This is a genomic window from Yoonia sp. 208BN28-4, assembly GCF_037543925.1.
GTDB lineage: Bacteria > Pseudomonadota > Alphaproteobacteria > Rhodobacterales > Rhodobacteraceae > Yoonia.
Genome location: NZ_JBBIFY010000003.1, coordinates 606,409 through 619,553 on the forward strand (window position 1 = coordinate 606,409; position 13,145 = coordinate 619,553).

Consider the following 13,145-nt stretch of genomic DNA (forward strand, 5'->3'; position numbering starts at 1 on the left):
CGCGTGATGCCAAAGTCTGTTTTGTGGTCACTGTTTGCGGGGCTGTGTCTGGCTTTGATCACGACATTTGCTGTCGCGCAGGATGCGGACGCTCCCGCTGACGCGCTAACCGATGAAACGGTGCCGCCCGCCGTAGTGGCCGTCAACGGCACGATATCCGATCTGCCTGACTTTAATGCATTTTCGCCTGACTACGCGGCGTGGGACGAGGTTGCAGGCCGCGCCGAAGAGCTGGTCCTGCGTGATGTTGCCTCTCGCTTTGCGCTCAGCCGCCAGCGCGAGGCGTTGGTGGAGTGGCGCGATGCCTTCAGTAGTTTGCTAGGGGCGAACGCGGGCCGCTTGGAGACACTTGCCGCCCAGCTTGCCGCCTTGGGCGAACCACCAGCCGAGGGCGAGGAAGAGCCTGAAGCGATCGCAACCCGCCGCGCGACCCTGACAGCCTTGCAGGCCGAACTGCGCGCGCCACAGCTTTTGGTCGAAGAAGGCTTTGCCCGCGCCAACGGATTGATCAGCGAGATTGACGCGCTGATCCGTAACCGCGAGACAGAACAGCTTTTGGTGCAGGGGCCAAGCCCGTTGAACCCCGCAGTCTGGTCCGCAGGGGGGGCCGCGATCTGGCAGGGCGTGCTTGATATGACGGCCGAGATGGTCAGCGCTGTGCGAAACCACGTTGTCACCGGCGATTTCCTGACCAAGCTGCCGCTGCTGGTCCTTTATGCCGCCGTGGCGTTTATACTTTTACTTCGGCATCGGCGCGGACTGGCGCAAGAACATCCGATTGCAGACGGAGAGCAAACACCGGTCACGATGCGGTCGCTTTTGCACAATTTGGCGCAGCTTGTATTGCCTATCATCGGCCTTGTCGCCCTGACGCTGGCGATCTTCACGCTTGATCCGTCGGGCGTGCGCAGTGCCGCAGTATTTGGTGCCGTGCCTGCCGCGGGTCTTTTGATTATCGTGGGGCGTTGGCTGAGTTTTCAGTTCTTCCCGCTGGATAATGCACCCGGTCTTCTGGCCTATGATGCCGAGACCCGTGCCAGCGCGCGGTTCTATGCCAGACTGCTGGCGTGGGTGACTGCCGTGTGGACTTTGCTGCTGGCGCTTCTCAGCCACGGATCGGTGGATGATACAGCACTTGCCGTTGCCAATTTCCCGATCATCGTTGTGTTGGGCCTGATCCTGTTCCGGTTGGGCCAACTTTTGCGCCGCGCCCCCATGGCGGACATGCCTGAGGGACAACAACAGCAGGGCCGCATCCGCGGCATCCTTGGCCAGTTCTGTCAGGCTGTCGCCATTGGCGCACCCGTCGCTGCAGCCTTTGGGTTTTCGGCAGGGGCCCAAGGGGTCATTTTGCCCACCATCATGTCGCTGGCCGTGCTGGGCATCGTGATTTTCCTCCAGCGGCTTGTGAACGATATCTACGCGGTCTGGGCGCGTGCGCGTGGCCGGCAAACCGAGGCGCTGATGCCCGTTGTGATCGGCTTCGTGCTATTGATCGTGGCCCTGCCGATTCTGGCGCTGATTTGGGGGGCGCGCCTGTCTGAATTGTTAGAGGTCTGGGCGCGTTTTCGTGAAGGGTTCAGCCTTGGCGATACGCGTGTGTCGCCAACCGACTTTATGACCTTCGTGATCGCGTTTGCCATCGGCTACCTGCTGACCCGGCTTGTGCAGGGCACGCTGCGCACAACGGTTTTGCCGCGCACTCGTCTTGATCTGGGTGGACAGAATGCGGTCGTGTCCGGCTTTGGCTATATCGGTATTGGCTTGTCAGCGATTGTCGCGATCACCAGTGCGGGCATTGATTTGTCGAGCCTTGCTTTTGTCGCGGGTGCCCTGTCTGTGGGGATCGGCTTTGGCTTGCAAAACATCGTATCCAACTTTGTCTCGGGCATCATCCTGTTGATCGAACGCCCTGTCAGTGAAGGCGACTGGATCGAGGTTGGCGGGCAAATGGGCTATGTGCGCGATATCTCGGTCAGGTCGACGCGGATCGAAACGTTTGACCGGACAGATGTGATTGTGCCCAACGCCGATCTAGTGAGCAATCAGGTTACAAACTGGACGCGTGGCAATCTGGTGGGCCGCGTGATCGTGCCGGTGGGCGTGGCGTACGGGTCTGACGTGGACAAGGTCACAAGCATCCTGCGTGAAATTGCAGAGGCGCATCCCATGGTGCTGATGACGCCGCCGCCATCGATCCTTTTCATGGCGTTCGGGGCCAGCAGCCTTGACTTTGAAATACGGGCAATCCTGCGGGATGTGAACTTTGTGCTGGCAACGCAGTCGGAAATGAACTTCGAGATTGCCCGCCGTTTTGCGGAAGAGGGGATCGAGATTCCGTTCCCGCAGCGCGACCTGTGGCTGCGCAACGGTGAGGTTCTGCGCCCTGTGGCGGATGCGTCGCAACCCGGGGCGCGACAAGATCCGCGTGAGGCGGGTGTCCATTTGGACGAAACCGATTTTGATGCCCCGGCAGACGGGGCAGAGGGGGAGACATGACCAAACCGCTTTTCCTTGAGGATGCCTACGCGCGCGAAGCACCGGCCAAGGTGACGCAAATCACCGACGAAGGCGGAATCGTTCTGGATCAATCGCTGTTCTACGCCACATCCGGCGGCCAGCCCGGCGACAGTGGTCGTCTGGTCTGGGACGGCGGCGAGATCGAGATCGCGGTGGCGGTCAAAGGGCAGGGCGGGGATATCGTTCTTGTCCCCGCAGAGCCTGCTGGCCTGCCTGCGATTGGCACAGGCGTCACGCAGCACATCAGCTGGGACAGGCGCTATCGCCATATGAGGATGCACACTGCATTGCACCTTTTGTCGGTCGTCATCCCTTTGCCAGTCACCGGTGGGTCGATCGGACCGGACAAAAGCAGGCTGGATTTCGACATGCCCGACGCGCTGGAAGACAAGGAAACCGTTGAGAAAACGCTCAACGATCTGATCGCCTGCAACTTTGCGGTCCATAGCGAATGGATCACCGAAGCCGATCTTGATGCCAACCCCGGTCTTGTCAAAACCATGTCTGTGGCACCGCCACGCGGGGCCGGTCAGATCAGACTGGTGCGCATTGGCGAGGGGGAAAACACCGCCGATTTGCAGCCTTGCGGCGGCACCCATGTCGCATTGACCCAAGAGATCGGTCGCGTCAGGTTGGGAAAGATCGAAAAGAAGGGCCGTCAGAACCGGCGGGTCTATCTTCATCTGGAGGAGTGACGATGCGCCTACTCGGCCTGATCATCGCGTTGGGTTTGTGTGTCGGCACCCAAGCCGCCGCGCAGACCTTTGCCAGCTGTACCAAGGCCGAACAGGCCATCGTCGGTGACGCCCTGACAGGATCAAAGGCGATTGCGCTGCGTGCTGCTGCGAACGTCGGGAACAATGATATCTATGAACGCTGGTTTGGAAAATTCTCACTCCGCAACGGCGAACTGGTGCGGCGCAACCTCAAGGCCGTAGTGACCGCGATCCGCACAGGCCAGATCACCGCGCAATGTGACAATGTTGGTTTTGACGGCTGCGAACGGGATACCTATGCATGGGTCTATCCGGACGAGCCGTATCTGGTGCACCTGTGTCCCAATTTCTTCACCCTGCCCACCATGACGCAGCTAAGCCCCGGTGACCCCAAAAGCGAAAACGGCACCCGCGAGGGGACCATGATCCATGAAATCAGCCACTTTTTCCGGGTCGCGGGCACAGATGACGTTTGCTATTCGCGGCAGGTGTGCAGCGATATGGCCGCCCGTGATGCGTCCGACGCGCTGATCAACGCGGATAGTTATCAGTACTTTGCCGAAGACGTCAGCCACTTCTTTATCAATGACCCGACGGGTCTTATTTCGGTCGCGGATCAGGACGGACGCCCATGACTTTCAAACTTGTTGCAATGGTTTTGGCCGCATTTTGCGTGGCCTTGTCGGTTATGTGGTTTGTGGATGTGGGCCTTTACACCGTGACCTACGGCGTGGCTGCGGATACCGGTACGCAGTTTTTGGGTCGCCGAATGGCACCGATCCTGCTGGGGCTGGGACTGATGTTCTACTTGGCGCGCAATGCGCCACCTTCACCGCTGCGCCGGACAATGTGTTTGGGGATCGCCGTGGCCTTTGCCGGTGTCGCAACGACGGGCATCATGGCTTTCATTGATGGTGTGGCCAGTTTTGCGATCCTGATTGCGGCGGGCACGGAATTTGCCGCGGCACTTGCCTTTATCGCCGTGTCACAGGACCGCGAACAGGCGGGTTAACACACTAGCCTTGGCCGAAAAGATCACGCTCGGTTGCATCAAGCATCTTTTCGGATTCAGGCAGTCCCTCACGCGATAGCAGGATGGCGATGGGGCGCAGGGCCGGCACATGGCTGCATACCACCAGCATCATCACCATGATCGGGACCGACAGAAACATGCCGGGAATGCCCCAGACAGCACCCCAGAATGCAAGGCTGAGCAAGATACCAAAGGACGACAGGCGCAAGGCGCGTCCCATCAGCATGGGATCAATGACTGAGCCGTTAATAAACTGGATCATGCCGGCCACGACAAAGATCACTGCCGTGGTCGTGGGATCGCCAAGCTCCACATGGGCGACAAGCGCGATCATGCCGGTGGCGATGATCGAGCCGACATTGGGGATGTAATTGAGCACAAACGTCAGCACGCCAATCGCGACCGCAAGTTGTAGGTTGAAATACTGCGCCACGACAAACACCATCGCGCCCGTGATGGCGCTGACGGCTGTTTTGACCAGCAGGTAATAGTTCACGCGGCGGATGATCGAATTGATGATCTTGCCCACGCGCTCGGCCTGTGCGGGATCACCGACAAAGTTTGTCAGCTTGGTGCCGAACCAGATCCGCTCTGCAAACAGGAAGCCAACGAACAGGATCACGAGCACGGCTGCCTGCGTCACGTTTCCAGCGCCACTGGCGGCAGTTCGGATGTAGCCTGTCACCTCGACCGATTGCAGCGCGTTCAGGACAGAAGCCTGCGTATCCTCGCCCATCCATGCGAAAAGCGATGCAAGTGCGACAGGCGCGCGTTCGGCATAAGTCAGTGTGGTAACAAGCACGGTGTTAAGTTGCGCCAGCAAAATGCCGGACAGTGTCAGCAGGCCGGTCGCGATCAACAACAGGGCCACGATGCTGGCCACAAAATTCGGGACACGAAACGGGCCAAAGTGCTGACGCGCGATGAAGTTGATCACCGAACTTGTCAGGCTGAACAGAATGATCGCAGTCGCAAGTGAAATCAGGATAAACCGTGCCTGCACCAGCAGGAACAACACCACGGCAAATGCAATGATCACAAGCGCGCCGGTCTGAATACGCCAAAGATCAACGCGGGCATCGGTTTGGCTGGTGTTGAAGCCGGGGCGTTGGGGGGTCATCTTGGGTCGCTTTCCATCGTTCGCACGCCAATATGCGGCGATGCAGCACGGGATACAAGAGATGTGCGGTTTGTGTGGTCTAGGGTCTTGCAATCGGTCGCCAGTTGCGGCTAAACCGCGCCCACGGACAGGTGGCCGAGTGGTCGAAGGCGCACGCCTGGAAAGTGTGTAGGCGGGAGACCGTCTCCAGGGTTCGAATCCCTGTCTGTCCGCCACAAACACTTACAATCTAGCTGAGCACGCCGACGTTCCTTGAATTAGGGCGTTGTCTGTGGACGTATGATCTGTTTGCGGCGTTTTCTTCGATTTTAGCTTTGTTTTGTGGCATTCCGCGCTGAAATTTTAGCCGTGGCTTGCTCCATTTATCTTCCAAAATCTCGCAAAGCCCGGCACCAGCCGCGAACCCACTCAAACATTGAAGCTTGCCGAAACCGGTTTCGGAAATCAGGGTGAGTCGCAAGGGGGAGTGAAATGGCGAAAAGTGCGGCGGTTTTATCGGCCAGTGCGAAGGGCGCTCGCGTCACGATCAGTGACGTTGCAGAGGCGCTGAGCTTGACCAAATCAACCGTGTCCCGTGCACTCAACGGCTACCCCGATATTTCACAATCGACCCAGTTGCGGGTCAAGCGCATGGCCGAACGGATGGCGTATCAGCCATTGAGCCACGCGCAGGCGATCAAGACGGGGCGCACAAGGTCGCTGGGGTTTGTGCTCCAGCTGGCTGACCATGATGCGCAGCGTCCGTTTCTGGCAGAGTTTCTGGCTGGTTTGTCTGAAGGCGCAACGGCGCAGGGCTATACCCTGACAGTTGCCTCGGCCGATAACGAAGAACACCTGATCGAGACGTTCCAAACGCTTTTGCGGGACCGCAAGGCGGACGGTTTCATCCTGCCGCGCGCCATGGTCGATGATCCCCGCGTGAAGCTGCTGCGCAAGGCCGACGTGCCTTTTGTGCTGTTCGGGCGACAGTTTGATCCCGAAGGGTGCTGCTGGTTCGACATCCGTGGTGAGGATGCGATGCGCGATGCTGTGCTGCATCTGGCCGGTCTGGGTCACCGCCGTATCGGGTTTATCAATGGCGGCACTATCTATTCCTACGCAAAACTCCGTCGCGAAGGGTTCGAGGATGGCATGGCGCAAGCTGGCCTGACGCTAGAGCCTGAGTTGATGCGCGAAAATGCGGTCACGATGGAAGAGGGGGAGCGTGCAGGGGCATCCATCCTTGATGCATCTGATCCGCCGACGGCCATTGTCTGTGCTGTCGATCAAACCGCCTTGGGTGTTTACCGCGCGGCCCACCTGCGCGGTCTGGTGATCGGGCACGACCTGTCCGTGGTCGGTTATGACGGTATCAAAGAAGGCGCACACGCGCAGCCGCCGCTATCGACGTTTGTCGTGGACAATCGCGCTTCTGGCGTTGCGCTGGCGGGGTTGCTGATCCGCCGCATCAGGGGGGAGCCGACGGTGCAATTGCGCAAAACAAGTCTCGCGCATTTCGTGAACCGCGGATCGACCGGACAAAACACACGACACGAATAACAAACGACAAGAAGTCTCATTGGGAGGAAGACTATGACTATCAAACGAACAACACTTTTGCGCACGGGCGTGGCCATGGCGATTGCCCTGACCGCGACATCGGTTGCCGCCGAAAACCTGCGGTTCTGGACCACGGAAGAACAGCCGGAACGACTGGCCCGGCAAGAGGCGATGGCCGCCGATTTTGAGGCGGCTACAGGCCATACTGTTGAAGTCATCCCCGTCACCGAAACCGACCTTGGCACACGCGCGACAGCCGCATTTGCCGCAGGTGACCTGCCGGACGTGATCTATCACCCGCTGCAATATGCCGGTCCATGGGCTGATGCGGGTATCCTGGACACGGATTCCGCCACAGACGTCGTGGAGAACCTTGGTGGTGATACATTCGCTTCGGGCGCGTTGGATATGGTCGCGGTTGATGGTGGCTATGCATCGGTGCCGGTTGATGGCTGGACGCAAATGCTCGTCTATCGCGCTGATTTGTTCGCCGAAAACGGGCTGGAGCCACCTAATTCCTATGCCAACGTGCTGGCCGCCGTGGAGGCGCTTCACAACCCGCCGGAAATGTATGGCTTTGTCGCTGCAACCAAGATCGACGAAAACTTCATGAGCCAGGTTCTGGAACATGTGTTCCTTGCCAATGGCGTGTCGCCTGTTGGTCCTGACGGTGTGCAGCCGCTGGATGAGGCGGCTACGGTAGAAGTTCTGGAGTTCTACAAGGCCATCGCCGAGGCGTCGCCTCCCGGTGATCTGTATTGGGACCAGTCGCGCACGCTTTATTTCTCAGGCAACGCCGCGATGATTATCTGGTCACCGTTCATCCTGGACGAACTTGCCGGCTTGCGCGACAGCGCGCCGCCCACAATCAACGATGATCCGACAACGTCAGAACTGGCGGCGGCCACGGGGATCGTGACCAACTTCTCTGGTCCGTCCAACCCTGATGGCGCGGCATGGGGCGATGTGCGTTATTTCGGCATTACCTCTGACGCGTCCACGGATGCGGCGATGGAATTTGTCGAGTATTCCATGTCGGAAGGCTATGGTGCGACATTGTCGATTGCCCCTGAAGGCAAGTTCCCCGTCCGTCGCGGCACGGCTGACAACCCGACCGAGTTCACCGAACTGTGGGCCACGCTTGATGTTGGTGTGGACCGCAAAGCACCGCTTGGTGACCTTTATGAAGCGGCGATGATCGAAGAGATCGTCGGCGGTCTGGATGTGGCACAGCGTTGGGGTGTGGCCGAAGGCCAGCTGACGGCTGCCTCTGCGATCATCAACAGTCAGGTCATTAACCGGCTGGTGCGTGAATACATCGATGGTGAGCGTGACGCGACTGCGACTGTGGCAGAGTTGAACGCGGCCATCGCGGACGTTCAGTAACGTGATCTTGGGGCATCCCGCGTGCGGGGTGCCCTGACCACCACCTTTTTGCGACAGGGAATACCGATGGCAGAGCTTGGACCACCAGCTGGCACCGGGCCACTTGCCAAACGCGAAGCGCGTCTGGCATGGGGGCTCTTGTTTCCGACGATCACCGCAGTGGCGCTGGTTGTTCTGTTGCCGTTGCTGGCCATTTTCTGGATTTCGTTCAAACCGGTTGAACTGGGCGATCTGCGCGCGCCCGAAGTTGTTCTGCGCGAAGATATACGCGGCGATGATGAGGCCGTGGGCGATGCCGCGACGATCCGTTACCGGCTGCGGAATTCGTCGCAGGACCAACCCATTACCGGTGTCACGTTCACCGATACTGTTCCGCTGGGCTTGACGGTGCAGGATCTTGATCCGCGATGCGCCCTTGAGGGGCGTGATCTGGCGTGTGACCTTGGGGATTGGGCGCCGGGCACGCGCGACACGCTGACAATCCCCGTGATCGTGCAACAGGCCTATCTTGATAACGGGCTGCGCCCGCAAGACAGCCCTGCGACGACCACGGGCACGTCATCGCATATCCTGACCAACAGCACCTTCACGCTTGAAAACTTCCAACGCGTCTTTCGCGGGGATGAGTTTTTCGAGGTGCTGTGGGTTACGCTGTTCTACACGGTTTTCGGCACCATCGGTGCGCTGCTTGTCGGGTTGTTCGCAGCCCTTTTGTTAAACAAGTCCTTTCGCGGGCAAGGCATCTTACGCGGGCTATACCTGTTTCCCTATGTCGCCCCGATCATCGCGGTCGCGTTTGCGTGGCTTATTCTGTTTGATCCGTTCTCTGGGTCGGCCAACGCGCTTTTGATCCAGATGGGCGTCACACCCCAAGCGATCAACTTCTTTGGCGAACGGCCCTTGGCGCTGATCATGGTTACGGTGTTCGAGATCTGGCGTTATTTCCCGCTGTCATTCCTGTTCATTCTGGCCCGCATGCAAAGCATCGACAGTGATATGTACGAGGCCGCCGATATGGACGGGGCATCGCCGTTCCAGCAATTCTGGTATCTGAGCGTGCCACAACTGATGGGTATCCTGAGCGTGCTGTTCTTGTTGCGCTTCATTTGGACTTTCAACAAATTTGATGACATTTTCCTGCTGACAGGCGGCAATGCAGGCACGCGGACACTGACCGTCAACGTCTATGAACAGGCGTTTGCGGTGTCCAATATCGGCGCGGGCGCGGCGGTGGCGGTTGTGATCTTTGGCTGCTTGCTGGGCTTTTCCGTCTTTTTTCTCAAATACATCTCGCAGGAAGAAGGGCTATGAGGTTGCTTCGGTTCAACTACATCACCAGCCCTTTGCTGGGTGCGCTTTGGATGGTGGTTCTGTCCACCACGATTGCAGTGATGATGAGCTTTGCCACGGGCGAGGCGTTCCGGCCCGATATGCTGCTTTCGCTACTGTGGGGCGGGATCATCGGCGCTTTGATCGGGCACCGGATCGGCGCGCTTGCGGGCGAGGCTGTTGCTGCGGTGGCGTTGGCCGGTGCGATTTTGCTGGGCATCGGGCCTGTGGTGGTGGGGGAAACCACATCCTTTTTCGCAGCGACCTTTGCTGCGGTGGTCTTGGCCGTTTCATTTGTCTGGTCGGCGCATCACATTCTGGATGATCTGCCCGTAGGCACGTTAAACCGTCACGAATTTGAGGGCGCGGTCATCCGGTTCCTGACCGGCTTTGGCTATATTTTCTTCACCGCGATTGTGCTGATCCCGTTTTACGTGATGTTGATGACCAGCTTCAAAAACCAGTCCGAGCTGATGCAGAACCCGCTGGATTTCTCAATCGATCTCAGCAAGGGCGCAGAGCTGTTCCGGTCTTATGACGAGCTTTTCACACAGTTCAATTTCGGCACTTACCTTTTCAATTCGTTCTTCATCTCGGTCATCACGGTGTTGATTACCTTGGCGTTTGCGATCCCCGGTGCCTATGCCGTCGCGCGGCTGCGTTTTCAGGGGCGCGCTGCCTTTTCCCGCTCGATCCTGCTGATCTATATGGTTCCGATGATTGTGCTGGCGCTGCCGATCTATATCGCCTTTTCGGCAACGGGTTTGCGCAACACCTTTGTGGGTATCGTGATGATCTATCCGGTCACCACAATTCCCGTTGCGCTTTACATGTTGCAGGGCTATTTCCGAGGTCTGCCGTCCGAAGTGGAAGAGGCAGGACTAATGGACGGGTTAAGCCGCCTTGCTGTCATCTGGAAGATTACGCTGCCGCTGTCGCTGCCTGCGTTGGCGTCTGTGTCGCTTTACGTTTTCATGATCGCTTGGAACGAATTCCTGCTGGCGTTCATGCTGCTGGATGACCCCTCAAAATTCACGCTGACGCGCGGGATTGCGGCGCTCAATTCTTCGGAAATTCCGCGCCAGCATCTGATGGCCGGATCGGTGATTGCAACGGTGCCGATCATGGCGCTGTTTCTGGGCCTCGAACGCTTTATGACGAAAGGGCTGACCGCCGGGTCGGTGAAAGGTTGATATGACATTAGACAAACAGGCCCGCGACATTCTGCATATGAACGACAAGGGGGGCTATACGCTTCCGACGCACGGGCTTTATCCGTACCAATGGAATTGGGATAGCGCCTTTGCTGCGTGGGGTTTCACCACATTTGATCCTGATCGCGGTTGGACCGAACTGGAAACGCTTATGTCCGGCCAGTGGGACGACGGGATGTTGCCGCATATCCTGTTTCACCGCTCTGACCCCAGCTATTTTCCCGGTCCGGATGTCTGGAAAGGGCGCGGCCCGATCGCATCCTCCGGCATCAGCCAACCGCCGGTTGCCGCAACATTCATGGCCAAAATGCTTGCCATGGACCCAAGTGGTGAGCCGCGCGCGCGGGCGATGTGGCCAAAGCTAAACGCGTGGCATCGCTGGTTCATGGAATGGCGGTTGGACGACGGCGCGGTGTGCGTCACCCATCCGTGGGAGGCCGGTCGCGACAACGCGCCTGACTGGGACGGTGCGATGAAAGCGATCAATGCCGATGATGTGGGTGAATACACCCGCCGCGACACTGGCCACGTTGATCCGGCGATGCGGCCCACAAAATACGACTATGATCGGTATCTGAAACTGGTGCAGCTGGGCGTGTCGGTAGATTGGGATCAGGCAAAGCTGCGCGAGATCAATCCGTTCCGCGTCGCTGATCCCACGATGACATTCACCTTGCTCCGGGCCCAGCGCGATATGCTGGCGATGGGCCAACGCTTTAGCGAGGATGTGGCAGAGATTGAGGGATGGATCACAACGCTAGAGCAGGGCGCACAGACACTCTGGAACCCTGATATCGACGGCTATGACAGTCGTGATGTGAATGCGGGTAGCTTCAATGGTGTGTTGTCGAACGCATCCGCGCTGTGTTGGTATGCTGGGATCAAAGACGACCGCGCGCTGCCAGCGATTGAGCGGATGGTGAATGCGGTGACCTATAGTCTGGCAAGTTTTGATCCCGACGCCGAGGGTTTTGAGCCATTGCGCTATTGGCGCGGGCCGACATGGCCGATCATGAATTATCTGGTCGGATCAGGAATGGAAGAGCAGGGCGTCGACGCATTGGGCGCACGCATCCGCGATGACACGGCCCGTTTGATGGAATTGAACGGCTTTGCCGAATATTACCACCCCATTGATGGCACACCTGCGGGTGGTGGCACCTTTACATGGACAGCCGCCGTCTGGCTGGGCTGGGCTGGCGACAACCGTGAAGACCAACGAGGAGCGGCCTGATGTCATCAATCAAGTTGAATGCCGTCGAAAAATGGTTTGGCGAGGTTCAGGTCATCAAGGGTGTCGATCTTGAGATAAGCGAAGGTGAATTTGTAATCTTCGTGGGCCCCTCCGGCTGCGGAAAATCGACACTGCTACGGATGATCGCGGGGCTTGAAGAAACCTCTCGCGGGCAGATCATGATCGGGGATCGTGACGCAACCGCTGAGCCGCCGAGCAAACGCGGGCTGGCGATGGTATTCCAGTCCTACGCGCTTTATCCGCATATGTCGGTGCGCGAGAACGTGGGCTTTCCGCTGAAATCAGCGGGCCTGCCCAAAAGCGAGGTTGATGCCAAGGTCAACGAGGCCGCGCGCGTGCTGAAACTGGATGACTACATGGATCGCCGCCCAAAAGACCTATCGGGCGGTCAGCGTCAGCGCGTTGCCATCGGCAGGTCTATTGTGCGCGACCCGACGGCATTCTTGTTTGACGAGCCATTGTCGAACCTTGATGCCGCGCTGCGGGTCGAGATGCGGTACGAGATTGCCAAACTGCACCAGACGCTGAAATCGACGATGATCTATGTGACACACGATCAGGTCGAGGCGATGACGCTGGCGGACAGGATCGTCGTGCTTGAATTTGGCAAGATCGCCCAAGTCGGCACGCCGCGCGAATTGTATGAACGTCCTGCCAATCTGTTTGTGGCGCAGTTCATCGGCTCTCCGCGCATGAATGTCGTGCCCGCAACGGCGCTGACGGGCGTGATGCTTCCTGACGGGGCGGTGTCTGTCGGGATGCGACCCGAGCACATCGCGATTGTGCCTGCCGGTGCCGGACAAATGGACGGCACGGTGGATGTGCTGGAGTATCTTGGTGCGGATACGTTCATCATTCTGTCCTGCGGATCAGCAGGCCAGATCACAGTGCGCGTCAATGTCAACTCTGACCTTGTGTCCGGCGACAGTGTCGGTCTGGCCGTTGCAAGCGAGATGCTGCATGCGTTTGATGCGGACGGGCAGGCCATGCGGTAGATTGCGCCTCCACGCTGATCCAAGGCAGCTATCCCGCG

The 13,145-nt window shown here is 58.6% G+C and carries 11 protein-coding genes and 1 tRNA gene; 11 read left to right on the forward strand and 1 reads right to left on the reverse strand.

Going from position 1 to position 13,145, the window contains the following annotated elements; genetic code table 11:
* Positions 1–6: 6 nt before the first annotated feature.
* Genes V8J84_RS13095 through V8J84_RS13110 form a run of 4 tightly spaced genes read left to right on the forward strand, consistent with a single transcriptional unit; the run spans position 7 to position 4,248 of the window.
* Positions 7–2,499 (forward strand): DUF3772 domain-containing protein, encoded by a 2,493-nt coding sequence (locus V8J84_RS13095; protein ID WP_339931837.1) that lies wholly within the window; start codon positions 7–9, stop codon positions 2,497–2,499.
* Positions 2,496–3,215 (forward strand): alanyl-tRNA editing protein, encoded by a 720-nt coding sequence (locus tag V8J84_RS13100; RefSeq protein ID WP_339931839.1) that lies wholly within the window; start codon positions 2,496–2,498, stop codon positions 3,213–3,215. The genes V8J84_RS13095 and V8J84_RS13100 overlap by 4 nt, the downstream gene beginning before the upstream one ends.
* Before the next feature lie 2 nt (positions 3,216–3,217).
* Positions 3,218–3,871, forward strand: a complete 654-nt coding sequence (locus V8J84_RS13105) for a M35 family metallo-endopeptidase (RefSeq protein WP_339931842.1) — start codon at positions 3,218–3,220, stop codon at positions 3,869–3,871.
* Positions 3,868–4,248: a hypothetical protein gene (locus V8J84_RS13110; RefSeq protein ID WP_339931844.1), complete on the forward strand. Its 381-nt coding sequence runs from the start codon at positions 3,868–3,870 to the stop codon at positions 4,246–4,248. Before V8J84_RS13105 ends, V8J84_RS13110 begins: the two co-directional genes overlap by 4 nt.
* A 4-nt stretch (positions 4,249–4,252) precedes the next feature.
* On the opposite strand, the gene V8J84_RS13115 is transcribed toward V8J84_RS13110, so the two are convergent.
* Positions 4,253–5,389, reverse strand: a complete 1,137-nt coding sequence (locus V8J84_RS13115; RefSeq protein WP_339931846.1) for an AI-2E family transporter — start codon at positions 5,387–5,389, stop codon at positions 4,253–4,255.
* 125 nt (positions 5,390–5,514) lie between these two features.
* On the opposite strand from V8J84_RS13115, the gene V8J84_RS13120 reads away from it, so the two are divergent.
* The 7 genes from V8J84_RS13120 (at position 5,515) to V8J84_RS13150 (ending at position 13,107) form a co-directional block, all read left to right on the forward strand.
* Positions 5,515–5,604: transfer RNA gene (locus V8J84_RS13120), tRNA-Ser, on the forward strand.
* Positions 5,605–5,860: 256 nt separating this feature from the next.
* On the forward strand, positions 5,861–6,928 hold the full coding sequence (locus V8J84_RS13125; RefSeq protein WP_339931848.1) for a LacI family DNA-binding transcriptional regulator: 1,068 nt from the start codon (positions 5,861–5,863) through the stop codon (positions 6,926–6,928).
* 33 nt (positions 6,929–6,961) lie between these two features.
* Positions 6,962–8,314 (forward strand): ABC transporter substrate-binding protein, encoded by a 1,353-nt coding sequence (locus V8J84_RS13130; protein ID WP_339931850.1) that lies wholly within the window; start codon positions 6,962–6,964, stop codon positions 8,312–8,314.
* 66 nt (positions 8,315–8,380) lie between these two features.
* Positions 8,381–9,625, forward strand: a complete 1,245-nt coding sequence (locus V8J84_RS13135; RefSeq protein WP_339931852.1) for a sugar ABC transporter permease — start codon at positions 8,381–8,383, stop codon at positions 9,623–9,625.
* A complete protein-coding gene (locus V8J84_RS13140) occupies positions 9,622–10,836 on the forward strand; it encodes a carbohydrate ABC transporter permease (RefSeq protein WP_339931854.1) in 1,215 nt (404 codons plus the stop codon). The genes V8J84_RS13135 and V8J84_RS13140 overlap by 4 nt, the downstream gene beginning before the upstream one ends.
* A 1-nt stretch (position 10,837) precedes the next feature.
* Positions 10,838–12,091, forward strand: a complete 1,254-nt coding sequence (locus V8J84_RS13145) for an MGH1-like glycoside hydrolase domain-containing protein (protein ID WP_339931856.1) — start codon at positions 10,838–10,840, stop codon at positions 12,089–12,091.
* On the forward strand, positions 12,091–13,107 hold the full coding sequence (locus V8J84_RS13150; RefSeq protein WP_339931858.1) for an ABC transporter ATP-binding protein: 1,017 nt from the start codon (positions 12,091–12,093) through the stop codon (positions 13,105–13,107). Before V8J84_RS13145 ends, V8J84_RS13150 begins: the two co-directional genes overlap by 1 nt.
* The last annotated feature ends 38 nt before the right edge of the window (positions 13,108–13,145 follow it).

Coding starts and splice junctions, on each gene's coding strand:
- V8J84_RS13095 (WP_339931837.1), top strand. CDS start 7: ATGCCAAAGTCTGTTTTGTGGTCACTGTTTGCGGGGCTGTGTCTGGCT.
- V8J84_RS13100 (WP_339931839.1), top strand. CDS start 2,496: ATGACCAAACCGCTTTTCCTTGAGGATGCCTACGCGCGCGAAGCACCG.
- V8J84_RS13105 (WP_339931842.1), top strand. CDS start 3,218: ATGCGCCTACTCGGCCTGATCATCGCGTTGGGTTTGTGTGTCGGCACC.
- V8J84_RS13110 (WP_339931844.1), top strand. CDS start 3,868: ATGACTTTCAAACTTGTTGCAATGGTTTTGGCCGCATTTTGCGTGGCC.
- V8J84_RS13115 (WP_339931846.1), bottom strand. CDS start 5,389: ATGACCCCCCAACGCCCCGGCTTCAACACCAGCCAAACCGATGCCCGC.
- V8J84_RS13125 (WP_339931848.1), top strand. CDS start 5,861: ATGGCGAAAAGTGCGGCGGTTTTATCGGCCAGTGCGAAGGGCGCTCGC.
- V8J84_RS13130 (WP_339931850.1), top strand. CDS start 6,962: ATGACTATCAAACGAACAACACTTTTGCGCACGGGCGTGGCCATGGCG.
- V8J84_RS13135 (WP_339931852.1), top strand. CDS start 8,381: ATGGCAGAGCTTGGACCACCAGCTGGCACCGGGCCACTTGCCAAACGC.
- V8J84_RS13140 (WP_339931854.1), top strand. CDS start 9,622: ATGAGGTTGCTTCGGTTCAACTACATCACCAGCCCTTTGCTGGGTGCG.
- V8J84_RS13145 (WP_339931856.1), top strand. CDS start 10,838: ATGACATTAGACAAACAGGCCCGCGACATTCTGCATATGAACGACAAG.
- V8J84_RS13150 (WP_339931858.1), top strand. CDS start 12,091: ATGTCATCAATCAAGTTGAATGCCGTCGAAAAATGGTTTGGCGAGGTT.